This is a genomic window from Caballeronia sp. dw_276 (genome assembly GCF_018449635.1).
In the GTDB taxonomy this organism is placed as follows: Bacteria; Pseudomonadota; Gammaproteobacteria; order Burkholderiales; family Burkholderiaceae; genus Caballeronia.
Map to the genome: position 1 here is coordinate 19,337 of NZ_JAAVUV010000017.1, position 15,130 is coordinate 34,466.

The window sequence follows — 15,130 nt, forward strand, 5'->3', positions numbered from 1 at the left end:
TCATCATGCGCCGATCAGCACGCCTGTCCTGAACGGAATCGCCCCGGTCACGCGTCCGAGCGGCGCGCCGGCAATCACGAAGCGAATCGCACGGCGCATATAGAAGATGCCGTCGTTCTTCGTGCAGAGCGTGGTGACTTCGTCGGTGATCGGATCGACGATATCGAAGACCGGATCGCCCGCTTTCAGATACGCGCCAACCGCCGCACGATGCACCAGCACGCCGCTCACCGGCGCGATGAATTGCTCGCTGCCGGCAAGCGGTGTGGCGGGATGATTGAGCGGTGGCAGCGCGCGCGCCTCGCCTTCTATCACGCCGCGATGCGTTAGGTAATCGATGATCCCCTCCGCGTCCTGCTCCGCGAATTCATATGTCACGTCGCGCTGTCCACGATGCTCGACCGTCAACGCCACGTTGGGCGCGGCGAGCGGCGCGGTATCGCCAAGAAGATCACGTACCTCGTTCCACAACTGCGTGTGGACTTCATCGAATGACTGCCCGCCTGAATCTGCCGCCAGCAACACGCCACTTGCGCCGAGATAACGCGCGAGCGGTTCGACCGATGGCCAGCTCGCCGGACTCGTGTACAAGTGCATGGTGGCTTCGAGCGAACAATGCAGGTCGATGATGAGATCCGCGTCGGCGGCCAAGATCATCATCTCGCGGCGCAGCGATTCGAATTCGTTTTTCGGCTTCACTTCGGCGAGCATTTCGCATACGGCGCGGCGCAGCAAACGCGTGTTGCTCTCGGCGTCCTGCGTCCATTGCGTGCCGATACGCTCCATCAACGCAGCCGCGGACGGCAGCGGAAAACTGCGATTGAAATTGTGGCCGCTGTTCAGCTCGAAACGTCCGAGGAATTGTCCGAGCACGTGTTGCGAGAGTCCGATTGGATTCGCGACCGGCACGAGGATCACTTCTCCCTTGATGCGCCCTGCACTCTCCAGTTCTTTCAAACGATGCTTCAGACGCCACGCGGTGAGCATGGCGGGCGTTTCGTCGGCATGCAGCGACGCTTGCATATAGACCTTCTCTCCCGCACCGGGCGTGCCGAAGTGAAAGCTGACGAACTCGCGATGAGTGCCGATGGAAGTCGAAACCAGCGGCGTGTGTTGAATGTGCATTGAATGCTCCTGCAGAATCGGTGAAATACGGCTTAATTTCCGTACACGTCGAAATCGAAATACTTGCGCGAGATCTTCTGATACGTGCCGTCCGCACGCATGCTGGTGATTGCCTGATCGATCTTCGTCTTGAGCGCCGCGTCGTCCTTGCGCATGCCGATACCCGTACCGTGATCGCCCATCTCCAGCGGCCCGCCGACGAAATCAAAGCCCTTGCCGCGCGGCGTCTTCAGAAAACCATGCTCGGCTTCAACCGATCCCAGCAGCGCAGCATCGAGACGACCTGATGTCAGGTCGTTGAACACGCCCTCCTGACTCTGGTACGCGACGATCTCCGCGCCGCCCGGCTGCCAGTTTTTCTGCGCGTACGTCTCGAACTGCGTGCCGGTCTGCACGCCAATGCGCTTGCCGCGCAAACCGTCGGCGCTGACCGTCATGGGCGCGCCGGACTTCGCGATCAGGCGCGACTTGAACTGGAACAGCTTGGTCGAGAACGCGATCTGCTGCATGCGCTTTTCGGTGATGGCCATCGACGAAATGATCGCGTCGATCTTGCGTGCCTGCAGCGCCGGAATCATGCCGGAGAATTCCATCTCGACCCATTCGCAATGCATCGCGATCCGGCGGCAGATTTCATCGGCGAGATCGACGTCGAAACCAGCAACCTTGCCGTCGGGCAATTTCACGTCCATTGGCGGATAAGTCGGGTCGATGCCGAGCCGTAACACGTTTGCATCTTTCGCCATGGCCGGCGCAGCGAAAATCATTGCGGCGGCGATGGCGATCGCGGCGGCTGCACGTGCGGAAAGGAAGGGTTTCATCGGCGCTCACTCAAAGTGGTTGTCAGTTTGTACGGGCTCTTTCGAATAGTAAGAGTGCAAAATGCCCTCAAACAGGGCCGATTTACTTATCATGATCACTTTTACATATCACCCGGGCGGCGCGTGTGGAACTGACATTGACTCAACTCCGCGTATTTGTCGCGGTCGCTCAGGCCGGTAGTCTGCGTGCCGCCGCCCGCCGCCTTGGCATTGCACAAAGCGGCGTGACGCAGCAACTGAGGAAACTCGAAATTACCGCGGGCGGCCCATTGTTCGAGCGCGGTCATCGCGGGGCGCGGCTGACATCGACCGGAGAGCGGCTCAGGATTCGCGCCGACGTCATTCTGGGCGAGTGTGCGAGGACTGAAGAAGAGATGCGCCAGTTGCGCGGCGAACTGACCGGACAGGTCTCGCTCGGCGTCGCGGCCGAAGCCATGATGCGTCTCTTCCCCGCGCTGCTCGCGAGTTTTCGCGAACGATGTCCGCGCATCGATGTGCATCTGACTAGCGCGACGTCACGCGTGCTGACCGCGTGGGTGCGCGACGGCAGCCTGGACTTCGCGCTCGCGCTGGTCTCGGAAGAAGCCGACATCCACGATCTCGATGCAAGCACGCTGTTCGAATCAACGGTCGCGGTGATCGCGCGGCGTGATCATCCGCTGGTGAAATCGAAGTCCTTGCGGGCGTTGCGGCATTGCGACTGGGTGAGCACGCGGCCGCGCCATGCAAGCGACGTGGCCAATCGCCTGTCCACCTTGTTCGAGGATGCGGGGTTCGACCCGCCGCGCATTGCAGCCACGACCGAAGCCGTATTCGATACGCTGCATTGCGTTGCTAACAGCGATTATTTATCGCTTGAACCGGTGCGTCTCGCGCAACATCCGTTCTTTCGCGAGCATGTATCCGTGGTGCCGATCAGGGAACGTGTGCCGAGCACGCGCGTTTGCCTCCTGAGGCGAGCCGGTGTTCCGCTCACGCCGGTTGCGCAGGAACTGGCGTCGATGGCGGTATCGTTTGCACGCATGATGCCGGAGTCGGGCACCAAGGCCTGACGGAATGCCCGGCGTTTTACCGGCTATCATGTCGATCCAGGCGACACCTCCAGCATTTGGACACTTTCATGACAGACAAGAAATCACCAGACGCGGCGCCGCGTGAGACCGCGGCGATGCTGCGCCATTGGCACGACACCGTGCCGAACGACCGCCTGGCTCATCTCGTCAAGGACGCAACGCGCGCAATGGTGCGGGCAATGCAACTGCGTCTGGCCGAACATGCCGTGTCGTACGGACACTGGACCTTCTTGCGAATACTCTGGGAAACCGACGGCCTGACACAGCGCGAACTGAGCGCGCAGGCGGGCGTGATGGAACCGACCACGTTCGCTGCCGTGCGGGCAATGGAGGCAATGGGGTTTGTCGAGCGCCAGCAGATGCCCGATAACAAGAAGAATGTGCATGTCTTCCTGACCGATCAAGGGCGCGCGCTGAAGGACAAGCTTGTGCCGCTCGCCGAGGAAGTCAACGAGATCAGCGTAGCGGGTATGAGCGAACGCGATATTAAAACGGCGCGCAAGGTGTTGCTCGCCGTGATCGAAAACCTGGCCGAAGATGAACTCGGTTCGACGAATCCGCGTCGACGTGTGCTGTCGACGCGGGAACTCGGGCGGATGGTTGCCGAGCGTGGCGAAGCGGTCGAGGACTAGCTGTCTGACCGCTCTGCGTTAAACCGGCGCCGGATTGCGTTCGGCGAACCCGCTTTGGTGCCAGTACGGATAAGGCAGCGTCGTTGCGCTGGCTTTATCGAGGGCGGCGATTTGTTCTGCGCTCAACGACCATCCAATACTCCCCAGATTTTCGCGGAACTGCGCTTCATCTCGCGCGCCCACAATCACGTTGGCCACGGTCGGACGCTGAAGCAGCCAGTTCAGCGCAATCTGCGGCACGCTCTTGCCGGTTTCCTTTGCAATGGCATCGATTGCATCGACTACGTTGTACAGGTATTCGTCTGCAACCGGCGGCGCCTTGTCCGCTGTCACGTGCAGACGGCTGTTCGCATGTAACGGCGTGCCGCGACGGATCTTGCCGGTCAGGCGTCCCCATCCCAACGGACTCCAAACGATCGTGGAAACCTTCTGATCGATTCCGAGCGGCATCAACTCCTGCTCGAAATCGCGGCCAATCAGCGAGTAGTAAGCCTGATGCGCCGAATGCCGCGCGAGTCCTTCGCGGTCTGATGCCGACAGCGATTTCATCAAATGCCAGCCCGAAAAATTCGAGCAGCCGATCACGCGGATCTTGCCCGCGCGCACGAAGTCGTCGAGCGTGCGCAGCGTTTCTTCCACGCGCGTCATCGCGTCGAAACCGTGCAGCTGATAGACGTCGATGTAATCGGTGTTCAGTCGCTTCAAACTGCCGTTGATGGCCTCGGTCAGATGATGCCGCGTCGAGCCCACGTCGTTTACGCCTGCGCCGAAACGGAACGTGCCCTTGGTGGATACGATCACCTCGGAGCGACGGCCCGCGATCGCCTTGCCGAGGATCTCTTCAGCCATGCCATCGGAATAGATGTCGGCGCTGTCGAACATCGAAACGCCGGCATCCAATGCAATGTCGACAAGACGTCGCGCACCATCGGCATCCGTGCTGCCCCATGCCTTGAAAAAATCGTTGCTGCCGCCGAACGTACCCGTGCCGAGGCTTAGTACGGGTACCTTGAATCCTGATTCACCTAACAAGCGATATTCCATTTCCGTTGATTCCTTTCCATGTGAAGGGAGATAAGGCGCCACGGCCGGGTGTGCCGTGGCGGTCCGGATTACTTCGAGCTTTCCGGGAAATCGGCGCCGATGGTTGTCTTCTCCCACGTGTCGAAGTCATGCTTGAGCAAATCGACTTTCTTGCGCGCAAGTTCCAGCGCCGCCTTGCCGAGCAGCAAACGCAACGGCGGCGTGTCGGACAAGGCGGCGTCGATGATCGCCTGCGCCGCGCGAACCGGATCGCCCGCCTGATTGCCGCTGCGCGCCTCGGTCTGCTTGCGGCGCTCGCCGGCGGTTTGCTCATATGCGTCAATACGTGTCGCCGATTGTTTGATCGACGGACCCGCCCAGTTGGTGCGGAACGGTCCCGGCTCGACAATCAGCACGTCGATACCCAGCGGTTTCACTTCGAGCGCCAGCGACTCGGAGATACCCTCCACCGCGTACTTGGTGCCGTGGTAATAACCGGTGGCCGCGAAGCTGGTGATTCCGCCGATCGACGAAATGTTCACGACAAGACCGCTCTTCTGTTCGCGCATGATGGGCAGCACGGCCTTGGTGATATCGACCAGACCGAACACGTTGGTCTCGAACATTGCGCGCACGGCATCGTCTTCGCCCTCTTCGATCGCCGCGAGATAACCGTAGCCGGCGTTGTTCACGAGCGCGTCGATCCGGCCGAACTTCTGCTTGGATTGAGCGACGACGTCCGCGATCTGCTTGCGGTTGGTGACGTCGAGTTGCAGCGCGAGCGCGTGTTCCGGATAGCCTTCTGTCAGCTCCTTGAGTGTCGACGGATCACGCGCGGTGACCACGGCGCGCCAGCCGCGTTCGAGCACGAGCTTCGCGAGTTCACGGCCAAAACCTGTCGAGCAGCCGGTGATCAGCCATACGGGGTTGTCGCGATTCATCATGGAAAGCTCCTGTATATGTTTCAGAAAGTGGGTTGAATCAATGCGGGGAATTTCGCAAGGGAGCTTCGCCGCGAACCGTACGGCAAGCCGCCTGGCGAAGCAAAGGTGTCTGCGTGAATGCGCTCGTTGCACCGGTCGCGCCGCCAGAACCGTGCCCAGGAATGGACGCCCGGCTAAAGCTTACTCGCGATGCGCGATTGCAGCACAAGCGGCCCGAACGTGCCGGGCGCTGAGTGGAAGATAAAAATACACGCGGGGGGCACGTTGCCGCCCTGCGGCATGATTCAGGCGCTGACGAGTTCCAGATGCCGCACGGGTGCGCGCTTGCAACCGGGCAGATTCGCAAGCCCGAACGTTGGACGGCCGAAATAAAAACCTTGCGTCAGCACATGCGGCCATTGCGCGAGCCACTTCGCCTGCGACTCGGTTTCAACGCCTTCGACCACGACCGTAAGGCGCAAGGTCTGAAGCAGATTCAGCGTTGCAGATACCACCGCGCACGCACGCGGACACACCGGCACCTCCACAAGCAATTCCTTTGCGAGTTTCACGATGTCTATGTTCATCGCGCTCAACATGGCGAGCGACGAGTAGCCGGTGCCGAAATCGTCTATAGCGATCTGCACGCCGAGCTCACGCAAACCGGCCATCAATCCCTTCGACGCCAGCACGCGCGTGGCGTCTTCCGCTTCGGACAACTCGATCTGCAGCAATCCCGGCGTAATTCCGTTGGAACGCGCAATACGCTCTACGTGCTGAGTGAAGTGCTCGCTCATGGCGACCGACGGTGGCACGTTGACCGCAATCGGGAAAACGGGCCGCCCCTCGTGCTGCCACTGCCCGAGCTGGCGGCTCACGCTCTTGATGACGAAATACGTCATGTCGCGCGCGACCGCAGGATCCTCGATCGTGCAGATAAACGCATCGGGCAGCAAGGTGCCGTATTCCGGATGAAGCCATCGAATCAGCGCTTCGGCGCTCGATAACGCACCTGTCTTGACGTTATAAACGCCCTGAAATGCCAGAGCGAATTCTCCGGCACGCAACCCTCTTCGAACTCGCTGACACAACTGGTCTTTTTCTATAGTTTTCATGGTGGTCTCCCGTCAGCTGCGCAATAAGCAGCGGCGTCCTGCACGCCATGTCTGGTCTGCCTTGAGAGTGACTCCAAAGGCAGCAAAATCCGCAGACGCGGCCATCTATGCACATGCCGTGCCAACGCATTATCTAGTGCGGATAACTGGCGTTTAAACCGCCAAAACCCGCGCATTAAACCCGCGGCCCTCGCTATTCACAGGATTCGGTGTCTATCTCACCAATAATCGGGCCTTTATAAGATTGGCGATGTTACGTAGCGTTTTCTGGCTGTTACGGCGAACACAAATAGTCCACGTTCCGCAGAGGCATTTAAATACGCGTTCGAAGCCCGTTCCGTAAGGCCGGTGGTTCAACCCTTATTACGCAGATGCGTCGACGATCAATACCAGTGCATTAATCAGTCAGCTTTACGATGTACGCGGCCCGATCAGTATCTCTTGCGGCAATCCCGTCGCTTTTTTCGCCGTGCGTGGCCGATTATGCGTAACCGCCACACGGCAATAAACAAACCTTACAAATTTATCGACAGATGGCTCTCTTGTCGGACATTTTGGCGGACACATAGTATTTGTATCTCCCACGATGCTTATAACGCGGGCCAGATAATGCGGCTCAATTCAAATCAGCAACAAATTCCCGGATTATCGATTTGGATGACAAGACAATGGAAATTTTTCCTTGTACGCTGGTGTTCGTCGATGTCGAAGCGACGGCCAGTCCCAATAGCACAAGTAAAGATCCACTCTCCTATGCACGTCAGGCGTTGTGCCTGAACAAGAGTCTGCTGCGCGCGGGCATGCCCCGCCTCACCCTGTTCACCAACGCGCGTGATCTCGTTGAATCGTTTTGTTCTTCCGAGCCGGCAGCGCAGCGCCCACATGTGGTCGAACTGATCACGAGCCTCAATGTCCCGAGGAACACGGAGTTTTACGGCGCGCACTTCAAGCTTGATCTTCTCGAACAAGTCGCAGACATGCTTCGGCCGGACACGCTGCTCATGTTGCTGGATTCGGACATCGTCGCAATGCGGCCGCTCGATCAGGAGTTACTTCAGCGTTGCGCGGACGTAGGCGTCGGTGCGTTCGACATATCCGATCAAGTTTTTCCCGCGTACGGCAGCGACTGCGTGATCAAGGATCTGGAGATCGTCGCGGGCAGGCATTTGCTCAATCCACGCTGGTTCGGCGGCGAGTTCCTGATCGGCACGCCGGCGTTTCTCAAGACGCTGGTACCGCGCGCCCGCGCGCATTGCGAACGATACGTCGATAACATGGCGCGCCTCCAGCATCATGGCGACGAATCCTTCGTATCGGCGGCGCTCAATACTCTCGCCGATGAAGGCCAGCAGATCGTTGAACTTGGCGCGTATCAGGCCATAGGCAGGCACTGGACCGGCAATACACATCGCGACCTTCGATGGTTCCAGCATTGCGCCTTCGTGCATTTGCCCGACGGCAAGTCTTTGATCGAGCGCGAGTCGCGACATGCGGATTTCAACCCGGACCGATTCTGGCGAGCCGTTTCGACGGCGCATTTGTTGAACCGCGCGCGTTTTGGCATCAAGCTCTGTTTTCAGGCAACGTCCGTGGCGCCCCGGCTGCGCAAGATGATCAGCCGCAGCAAGCAGCCACCCATCACCGGGGATGTTGCAGCACCGTCCGTCGACGTCTTCACGCCCCGTGCCGTTCCCCAGCGCGAAGAGGAAAGCAGCAAGGAGCCGGTCTCGTGATTGTCTAGGTCCACGTCAAACTTCATACTGATTCATTGAATATTTTCGAGGCGCGGTACACGAGTTGCACATGTGATGCAGCAAACAACGCGAGGAGATACCGATGAGTCAGACATTCAAGGTGAAGGATCACGTGAGCTGGAATAGCCCGCAAGGCGAAACCAGTGGACATGTCACGCGCGTGATCAAGGAACATACGAAAGTGGACGGACACGTTGTCAACGGCTCGGCGGATGACCCGAGTTATGAAGTCGAAAGCGAGAAAAGCGGCAAGCGCGCGGTGCACAAAGGCAGCGCGCTGCATAAAGTGAAAGGCTGACAGGCGCACAAATGCGGCGGCCCTGTTCAGGCCGCCGCGCTCGCCACCAACGAGGCCGCAAGCAAGGCCTGCGTGTATGGATGCACGGGCGCTTGCAAAACCTGCATCGTTTCTCCTATCTCCACGATCTTCCCCGCTTTCATCACGACGACACGGTGCGCCATTGCGCGCATCACGGCCAGATCGTGCGTGATGAACAGATAACTCAGCGTGTACTTTTTCTGCAGGCGAGTGAGAAGGCTGAGCACTTGCTGCTGTATCGAGACGTCAAGCGCGCTCGTAGGCTCGTCAAGCACGAGGAGTTCCGGCTCGACCGCAAGCGCCCTTGCAATAGCAATACGTTGCCGCTGTCCGCCGGAAAATTCCTGCGGATAGCGCGGCAGCACCTCGGCCGGCAAGCCCACCTCTTCCAGCAATTGCGCAACCCGCCGACGCCGCGCAGCCGCATCCACCTCGGGCCGATGCAACGCGATACCCTCGCCCACAATTTGCTCGATCGTCATGCGCGGAGAGAGCGAACCGTACGGGTCCTGAAACACAACTTGCAGCCGCGATGAAATCATTCGTCGCGAGTTCGCGCTCTTGAGCGTGGACATGGGCTGTCCGTCTATATGGATTCCGCCGAGCGTCGGCCGCTGCAAACCCAGGATGGTCGCCGCCAACGTCGACTTGCCCGAGCCCGATTCGCCGACCACGCCAAGCGTTTCACCGCGGCGCAAGGTGATGTCGATATCATGCAATGCCCTGAACGATGACTGCGTGAACGCCGAGCGCCAACCCTTCGCCGGCGCGCGGTAATCAACTGCGAGACCCTGCACTTCGAGCAGTCTCCTGGCATTCGGCGCAATCGGTTCAATGGCGCGCTGCGGCTCGCTGTCAAGCAAACGGCGCGTGTACGGGTGCTGCGGATTCGCGAACAGCGCGGCGGTCGTGTTTGTCTCGACCAGCACGCCTTTCTCCATCACTGCGACCCTCTGCGCGAAGCGCTTCACCAGATTCAGGTCATGCGTGATGAGCAACACCGCCATGCCGCGATCGGCCGCTTCCTGTTCCTGCAAATCGATGAGCAGATCCACTATTTGCTGGCGCACGGTGACGTCGAGCGCCGTGGTGGGTTCATCGGCGAGAAGGAGCCTTGGGCGGCATGCGAGCGCCATTGCTATCATCGCGCGTTGCCGCTGACCACCGGATAATTGATGCGGATAACTATCTATCCGGCGTTCCGGCTCCGGAATTCCGGTTCGCCTCAACAATTCTATGCCGCGTTCGCGCGCTGCATTCGGCCGCAAGCCCTCGTGGAGACGCAAGCTCTCCGCGATCTGCTTGCCGATGGTGAAAAGCGGATTGAGCGCGGTCATCGGTTCCTGGAAAACCATGGCGACATCGCGGCCGCGAATGCCGCGCATCTGCTGCTCGGTCTTTTGCAGGAGGTCGTCGCCGTCCAGCAGGATACGTCCGGTCTGACGCGCGTTTTCAACGAGCCCGAGTATCGACAGCGCCGTCACGCTTTTGCCCGACCCCGACTCGCCAACGAGCGCGACACGTTCACCGCGTGCGATCGAAAGACTCAGGTCCTGGACCACGGTTTTATCTCCGAAACCAATGGACAGATGATCGAGTTGCAACAAGGGCGTGCTCATTTCTGCGCGCCTCCGAAAGCCGAGCCGCGCGTGCGCGTATCGAGAGCATTACGCAATGCGTCGCCCATGAAGGTCAGGAGCAGCAACGTGATCACCAGCGCGCCGAAAGCCGCGCCCGAGATCCACCATGCATCGAGGTTGTTCTTGCCTTCGGCAAGCAGTTCGCCAAGGCTCGGTGTGGGCGCGGGCACGCCGAGCCCGAGAAAATCGAGACTCGTCAGCGCAAGAATGGCCGCGCTCATGCGGAATGGCAGGAAGGTGATCACGGGCGTGAGGCTGTTGGGCAGCACATGGCGCCACATGATCTGCCAATTGGAAAGGCCCATCGTGCGAGCCGCGCGTACGTAATCGAGTGAACGGTTGCGGAGGAATTCGGCGCGCACATAGTCCGACAACGTCAGCCACCCGAACGCCGACAATAAAATAAAAAGCAGCCACAGCGTCGGCTCGAATATCGATGCAAAGATGATCAGGAGATACAGGTCCGGCATCGAACTCCAGATTTCGATCAGGCGCTGGCCGATCAAATCGGTTCGCCCGCCGTAGAAACCCTGCACGGCGCCCGCCAGAACGCCCAGCACGACGCCGGATATCGTCAGCGCGATTGCCATGAGGACGGAGAGCCGGAAACCGTACAGCAGGCGCGAGAACACATCGCGCCCGAACTGGTCAGTGCCGATCCAGTTTTTCACCGACGGCGGCGCGGGATTGGGTCGTGTTGCGAAGTAGTCGACAGTATCGTAGTGAAAATGAATCGGCGGATAGATTGCGAAGTTACCCTTCGATTCCAGCCGGTCGCGGATATACGGGTCGAGGTAATTCGTACGCGCGGGGAAATCGCCGCCGAAGATCTTCTCCGAATAATCCTTCACCACCGGAAAATAGTAGTGGCCTTCGTAACGCACGATCAGCGGCCTGTCGTTTGCGAGCACTTCGCCGAGCAAGCTGATTGCGAACAACATCACGAACACGATGGTGCTCCAGTAGCCCAGCCGCTGGGATTTGAAACGCAGCCATACGCGCCGCCCGGGAGCGACTGAACGCACGGGTTCCGGCAGCGCGGTCACGCTCTCACCGGTCCAGCCGGTCGAACTGGATACGGGGGTCGACGAGGACATAACAGACGTCTGCAATGAGCTTGGTCACAAGACCAATCAGGGTGAACAGGAACAATGATCCAAGCACGACCGGATAATCGCGGCGGATCACTGAATCGTAGGAAAGCTGGCCCATGCCATCGAGAGAGAAAAGCGTTTCGATCAACAGATTGCCGTTGAGGAACGCGCCCACGAAGGCAGCAGGCAAACCGGTCAGGAGCGGGATCATCGCGTTGCGCAAGACGTGTTTCCAGAGCACGTCGCGTTGCGGCGCGCCCTTCGCGCGCGCGGTCAGCACGTATTGCCGCCCGATTTCCTCGAGGAAGGTGTTCTTCGTGAGGATGGTGACGATCGCAAAATTGCCGACGACCGACGCGGTAACCGGCAAAGCGATATGCCACAGATAATCGAGCACTTTCCCGGCGACGCTGAGCTGCTCGAAATCATCCGATGTCAGCCCGCGCATGGGGAACACCTGCCACATGGAGCCGCCGCCGAACAGCATCAGCAGCAACACGCCAAGCACGAAGCCAGGGATCGCGTAGCCGGCCAGCACCACGATGCTGGTGGCGGTATCGAAGCGTGATCCGTTGCGTATGGCCTTCGAGATTCCGAGCGGCACAGCGATCAGGTAGGTCAGCAAGACAGTCCACAGTCCAAGCGTGATGGAGACAGGCAGTTTGGATCGAATCACTGCCCACACACTTTGATGCTGGTAATAAGACTGACCGAGGTCGAACGTCGCGTAGTGCTTCAACATGATGAAGTAACGCTCGATCGGCGGTTTGTCGAAGCCGAATTGTTTTTTCAGTTGCTCGACTTGTTGCGGGTCCACGCCCTGCCCGCCGTGATAACCACCGCCTCCGCCCGCCTCGCCGCCATGGTTCACACCGTGACGCAACTGGCTCATGATTTGTTCGACCGGGCCACCCGGCACGAATTGGGTGACCACGAAAGTGAGCGTGACCACGCCGATCAGGGTGGGAATCATCAGCAACAGACGTCTCAGTATATAAGCAGCCACGGCGGTCTCAATGTGTAGGTGCGATTGCTGCGGACGTGGGCTTCACGAACCAGTAATCGATCAGCCAGTCCTCGGCGTAATAAGAGTTCGGCAGGACCTTCGGATAGGCCATTCGCGCTTTGTACCCCACGCGCACATTCGGCGCATAGTACTCGGGCACGATGTAAAAGCCGTTGATCAGAATGCGGTCGAGCGCATGCGTTGCGGTCTGCAGATCGGCGAGCGTATTGGCTTTGAGCGCGGCGTCGATCATGGCGTCAGCGGCTTTCGATCTCACGCCAGGAAAGTTTTCCGACCCCGGTTGCGACGCGGCGGCGCTGCCGAACCGCCGCGTCAGCTCGCCGCCCGGAATGGTCACCGGCGAATAGATGTACGTGGTCATATCGAAATCGAATGCGTCCATGCGTTTGCCGTAGAGCGCACTGTCGAGTTCGCGCATATGCGCCTGGATGCCGAGCGTTTGCAACTGCTGCACGAACGGCATGACCACGCCATCCATGCCGGGTTGATCGTCCATGATTTCAATCGACATGGCCGTGCCGTTTGCATCGCGCAACGCACCATCGCGATAGGTCCATCCCGCCTCGTTGAGCAGCGCCTGGGCTTCGCGCAAGTTCGCGCGTATGGAATGCGGCGGCGTGGTATCGGGTTGCTTGAGCATGGGGCCGAATACGGACGCTGGAAGCTCTGACCGATACGGCTCCAGCAACGCCAATGCCTTTGCGTCCGGCACGCCGGTCGCACCAAACGGACTGTCCTGGAAATAACTTCCCGTACGCCGGTACTGGCCGTAGAACGTCAGCCGGTTCAGCCACTCGTAATCGAACGCAAGCGTTAGCGCGTGGCGTACGCGAGGATCGGTGAATTGGGGCCTGCGCGTATTCATGAAGATGCCCTGCATCTGCGCGGGGCCATCGGGGAAAAGACCTTTTTTCAGCGACCCGTTCGCGATGTTCTTGCCGACGTACTTACGCGCCCACGTACCCGATGAATATTCCACGCGCATGTCCGTATGCCCCGCCTTGAAGTCCTCGAGCGATGTGTAGTGATCGGTGAAGAGACGGAACGTGATGCGCTTGAACCGGTACATGCCGCGCCGCGAAGGCAAATCAGCAGCCCAGTAATCCGGATTGCGCACGTAGGTGATCTGCTTGTCGTTCTTGCGCTGTTCGATCAAATAAGCGCCGCTTGCAAGCGGCGGATCGCTGGCGATCTTGTCGAATGAAGGACGCGTGCCGTCCGGCTTCATGCCCCACTTCGGGGAGAACACCCACAGGTCTCCGGCGGTCAACGGCGCATCGCGGCGCGCTTCCTTGAAATCGAAACGCACCGTCAGGCGATCGATCACCGTCGCCTTTGTGATGTTGGCGAACTGCGAGTTGTAGATGGGCGAGACCTGATTGCTCGAAAGCGTGTCGTACGAATACTTCACATCGGCTGCGGTGATCGGATCGCCATTCGAGAATCGCGCTTTCGGATTGATGTGAAAAGTCGCGGACTTGCCGTCGGACGCGACCTTTACGTCGTCGGCTATCAACGGATACTCCGATGCCAACTCGTCCCAGCTGCGCTGCATCAGCGTGTCGAACATGAGATTCTTCAGGTCGGGCGCAGGCGCGCCGCGAACCAGGAACGGATTCATCGAATCGTAGCTTTGCAGCTCGTCGTAGTTCTGGAAGTTCATGTCGCCGTCGTTCGGCGCGTCGGGGTCCGCGTAGTCGAAATGCGTGAAGTTCGCCGGATATTTTGGCTCGTCGTATTGCGCAATCGATGGACGGGCAAGCGTCCCCTGTGCCACGAACACCACGCCGAGCGCGAGCGTCATCAGCTTTACTGCATTACTCATCGTCGCTCGCGGTTGTCTTGAACGAGAACTGCACTTCACCAACGTATGGCTCCGGATTCTTCTCGCATTTATAACCCTTGCCTGCTGCGATCACCGCTTCGTTGAAGACGGATGTCGGCGGCGAGACGCGCATGATCTTGACGTCGCTGACCTGGCCATCGGTGCCGATCGACAAGCGCGCTGTCACGGTCGCCGAGATACCGTCCTGCAGCGCCTTGCGCGGGATCTGCGGTTGCACGGACTGGCAATGACCACGGCCATCCACCACGCCATGCAAGCCCGGCGCCGGCGCGGGAGTGGGTGCGGCCGCCGCGGCAACCGGTGCAGCAGGCGTCGTGTTCGCCGGCGCTGTTGCGAGCGCGGGCGCGTTCGGCGTCGGATTGGCCGCGGCGGGAATGTTCGCTTCCTTCGGCGCGGGTGCAGGTTTCGCGGGCGGCGGTTTCGGGGTCGGCAATGGCTTGGGCTTGACCGGTGTCGGCTTCGGTTTTTCCACCGGCGTGGGTGCGGGCGGCGGTTCGATCTTCTTCACTTCGGGCGGCGGCGGTGGCGGAGGGGGCGGCGGCGCCATGGTCACGCGCATCTCCTTGGGCGGCGTTTGCACCGGCGCAAAGTTCACGTGCGTGAGGCCGTAAATCATCAGCACCGTCACGACGACCGCCGCCGCGACGAACACGCCCATCGGCTGATGCCGATGTTGCGCGTGCGCGGATGCCCATAGTGCGCCCTTCAATGGTTCATGCGAATCGTTCATGACGGGAT

14 protein-coding genes are annotated in these 15,130 nt (G+C 59.8%); 4 read left to right on the top strand and 10 right to left on the bottom strand.

What is annotated here, in order from left to right; all coding sequences use genetic code 11:
* Positions 1 to 3 precede the first annotated feature (3 nt).
* Together HB633_RS27975 and HB633_RS27980 are read right to left on the bottom strand one after the other, a co-directional pair.
* Complete coding sequence (locus tag HB633_RS27975; RefSeq protein ID WP_213781424.1) at positions 4 to 1,125, bottom strand: succinylglutamate desuccinylase/aspartoacylase family protein; 1,122 nt, start codon at positions 1,123 to 1,125, stop codon at positions 4 to 6.
* A gap of 32 nt (positions 1,126 to 1,157) precedes the next feature.
* The gene (locus HB633_RS27980; protein ID WP_213781425.1) at positions 1,158 to 1,946 is read right to left on the bottom strand and encodes a transporter substrate-binding domain-containing protein; all 789 of its coding nucleotides are present in this window, start codon (positions 1,944 to 1,946) and stop codon (positions 1,158 to 1,160) included.
* Positions 1,947 to 2,083: 137 nt separating this feature from the next.
* On the opposite strand from HB633_RS27980, the gene HB633_RS27985 reads away from it, so the two are divergent.
* Together HB633_RS27985 and HB633_RS27990 are read left to right on the top strand one after the other, a co-directional pair.
* The gene (locus HB633_RS27985) at positions 2,084 to 2,998 is read left to right on the top strand and encodes a LysR substrate-binding domain-containing protein (RefSeq protein ID WP_255581227.1); all 915 of its coding nucleotides are present in this window, start codon (positions 2,084 to 2,086) and stop codon (positions 2,996 to 2,998) included.
* Positions 2,999 to 3,066: 68 nt separating this feature from the next.
* Complete coding sequence (locus tag HB633_RS27990; RefSeq protein WP_213781427.1) at positions 3,067 to 3,651, top strand: MarR family transcriptional regulator; 585 nt, start codon at positions 3,067 to 3,069, stop codon at positions 3,649 to 3,651.
* 18 nt (positions 3,652 to 3,669) lie between these two features.
* On the opposite strand, the gene HB633_RS27995 is transcribed toward HB633_RS27990, so the two are convergent.
* From HB633_RS27995 to HB633_RS28005, 3 genes are all read right to left on the bottom strand, one after another.
* Positions 3,670 to 4,695, bottom strand: coding sequence for an aldo/keto reductase (locus HB633_RS27995; RefSeq protein WP_213781428.1), 1,026 nt, complete (start codon positions 4,693 to 4,695; stop codon positions 3,670 to 3,672).
* Between the two features lie 68 nt (positions 4,696 to 4,763).
* Positions 4,764 to 5,618 (bottom strand): oxidoreductase, encoded by an 855-nt coding sequence (locus HB633_RS28000; RefSeq protein ID WP_213781429.1) that lies wholly within the window; start codon positions 5,616 to 5,618, stop codon positions 4,764 to 4,766.
* Positions 5,619 to 5,902: 284 nt separating this feature from the next.
* A complete protein-coding gene (locus HB633_RS28005) occupies positions 5,903 to 6,712 on the bottom strand; it encodes an EAL domain-containing protein (RefSeq protein ID WP_213781430.1) in 810 nt (269 codons plus the stop codon).
* A 668-nt stretch (positions 6,713 to 7,380) separates the two neighbouring features.
* Here HB633_RS28005 and HB633_RS28010 point away from each other — a divergent pair.
* Together HB633_RS28010 and HB633_RS28015 are read left to right on the top strand one after the other, a co-directional pair.
* Positions 7,381 to 8,445 (top strand): hypothetical protein, encoded by a 1,065-nt coding sequence (locus HB633_RS28010; protein ID WP_213781431.1) that lies wholly within the window; start codon positions 7,381 to 7,383, stop codon positions 8,443 to 8,445.
* Between the two features lie 103 nt (positions 8,446 to 8,548).
* Positions 8,549 to 8,764 (top strand): DUF2945 domain-containing protein, encoded by a 216-nt coding sequence (locus tag HB633_RS28015; RefSeq protein WP_056365551.1) that lies wholly within the window; start codon positions 8,549 to 8,551, stop codon positions 8,762 to 8,764.
* 26 nt (positions 8,765 to 8,790) lie between these two features.
* On the opposite strand, the gene HB633_RS28020 is transcribed toward HB633_RS28015, so the two are convergent.
* The 5 genes from HB633_RS28020 to HB633_RS28040 are packed head-to-tail and all read right to left on the bottom strand — an operon-like array spanning position 8,791 to position 15,122.
* The gene (locus HB633_RS28020; RefSeq protein WP_213781432.1) at positions 8,791 to 10,404 is read right to left on the bottom strand and encodes a dipeptide ABC transporter ATP-binding protein; all 1,614 of its coding nucleotides are present in this window, start codon (positions 10,402 to 10,404) and stop codon (positions 8,791 to 8,793) included.
* Positions 10,401 to 11,522 carry an ABC transporter permease gene (locus HB633_RS28025; RefSeq protein ID WP_213781433.1) on the bottom strand — a complete coding sequence of 374 codons (1,122 nt, stop codon included), beginning with the start codon at positions 11,520 to 11,522 and terminating at the stop codon, positions 10,401 to 10,403. The genes HB633_RS28020 and HB633_RS28025 overlap by 4 nt, the downstream gene beginning before the upstream one ends.
* Positions 11,476 to 12,525, bottom strand: coding sequence for an ABC transporter permease subunit (locus HB633_RS28030; RefSeq protein WP_213781434.1), 1,050 nt, complete (start codon positions 12,523 to 12,525; stop codon positions 11,476 to 11,478). Before HB633_RS28030 ends, HB633_RS28025 begins: the two co-directional genes overlap by 47 nt.
* 7 nt (positions 12,526 to 12,532) lie before the next feature.
* Positions 12,533 to 14,350 carry an extracellular solute-binding protein gene (locus HB633_RS28035; RefSeq protein ID WP_255581251.1) on the bottom strand — a complete coding sequence of 606 codons (1,818 nt, stop codon included), beginning with the start codon at positions 14,348 to 14,350 and terminating at the stop codon, positions 12,533 to 12,535.
* A gap of 13 nt (positions 14,351 to 14,363) precedes the next feature.
* On the bottom strand, positions 14,364 to 15,122 hold the full coding sequence (locus tag HB633_RS28040; protein ID WP_213781436.1) for a TonB family protein: 759 nt from the start codon (positions 15,120 to 15,122) through the stop codon (positions 14,364 to 14,366).
* Positions 15,123 to 15,130 lie beyond the last annotated feature (8 nt).

Bases quoted from the DNA above. Each gene is read 5' to 3' on its own strand.
- HB633_RS27995 (WP_213781428.1), bottom strand. From the start codon at position 4,695: ATGGAATATCGCTTGTTAGGTGAATCAGGATTCAAGGTACCCGTACTA.
- HB633_RS28020 (WP_213781432.1), bottom strand. From the start codon at position 10,404: ATGAGCACGCCCTTGTTGCAACTCGATCATCTGTCCATTGGTTTCGGA.
- HB633_RS28025 (WP_213781433.1), bottom strand. From the start codon at position 11,522: ATGTCCTCGTCGACCCCCGTATCCAGTTCGACCGGCTGGACCGGTGAG.
- HB633_RS28035 (WP_255581251.1), bottom strand. From the start codon at position 14,350: ATGACGCTCGCGCTCGGCGTGGTGTTCGTGGCACAGGGGACGCTTGCC.
- HB633_RS27990 (WP_213781427.1), top strand. From the start codon at position 3,067: ATGACAGACAAGAAATCACCAGACGCGGCGCCGCGTGAGACCGCGGCG.
- HB633_RS28010 (WP_213781431.1), top strand. From the start codon at position 7,381: ATGGAAATTTTTCCTTGTACGCTGGTGTTCGTCGATGTCGAAGCGACG.
- HB633_RS28005 (WP_213781430.1), bottom strand. From the start codon at position 6,712: ATGAAAACTATAGAAAAAGACCAGTTGTGTCAGCGAGTTCGAAGAGGG.
- HB633_RS27980 (WP_213781425.1), bottom strand. From the start codon at position 1,946: ATGAAACCCTTCCTTTCCGCACGTGCAGCCGCCGCGATCGCCATCGCC.
- HB633_RS28000 (WP_213781429.1), bottom strand. From the start codon at position 5,618: ATGATGAATCGCGACAACCCCGTATGGCTGATCACCGGCTGCTCGACA.
- HB633_RS28040 (WP_213781436.1), bottom strand. From the start codon at position 15,122: ATGAACGATTCGCATGAACCATTGAAGGGCGCACTATGGGCATCCGCG.
- HB633_RS27975 (WP_213781424.1), bottom strand. From the start codon at position 1,125: ATGCACATTCAACACACGCCGCTGGTTTCGACTTCCATCGGCACTCAT.
- HB633_RS28015 (WP_056365551.1), top strand. From the start codon at position 8,549: ATGAGTCAGACATTCAAGGTGAAGGATCACGTGAGCTGGAATAGCCCG.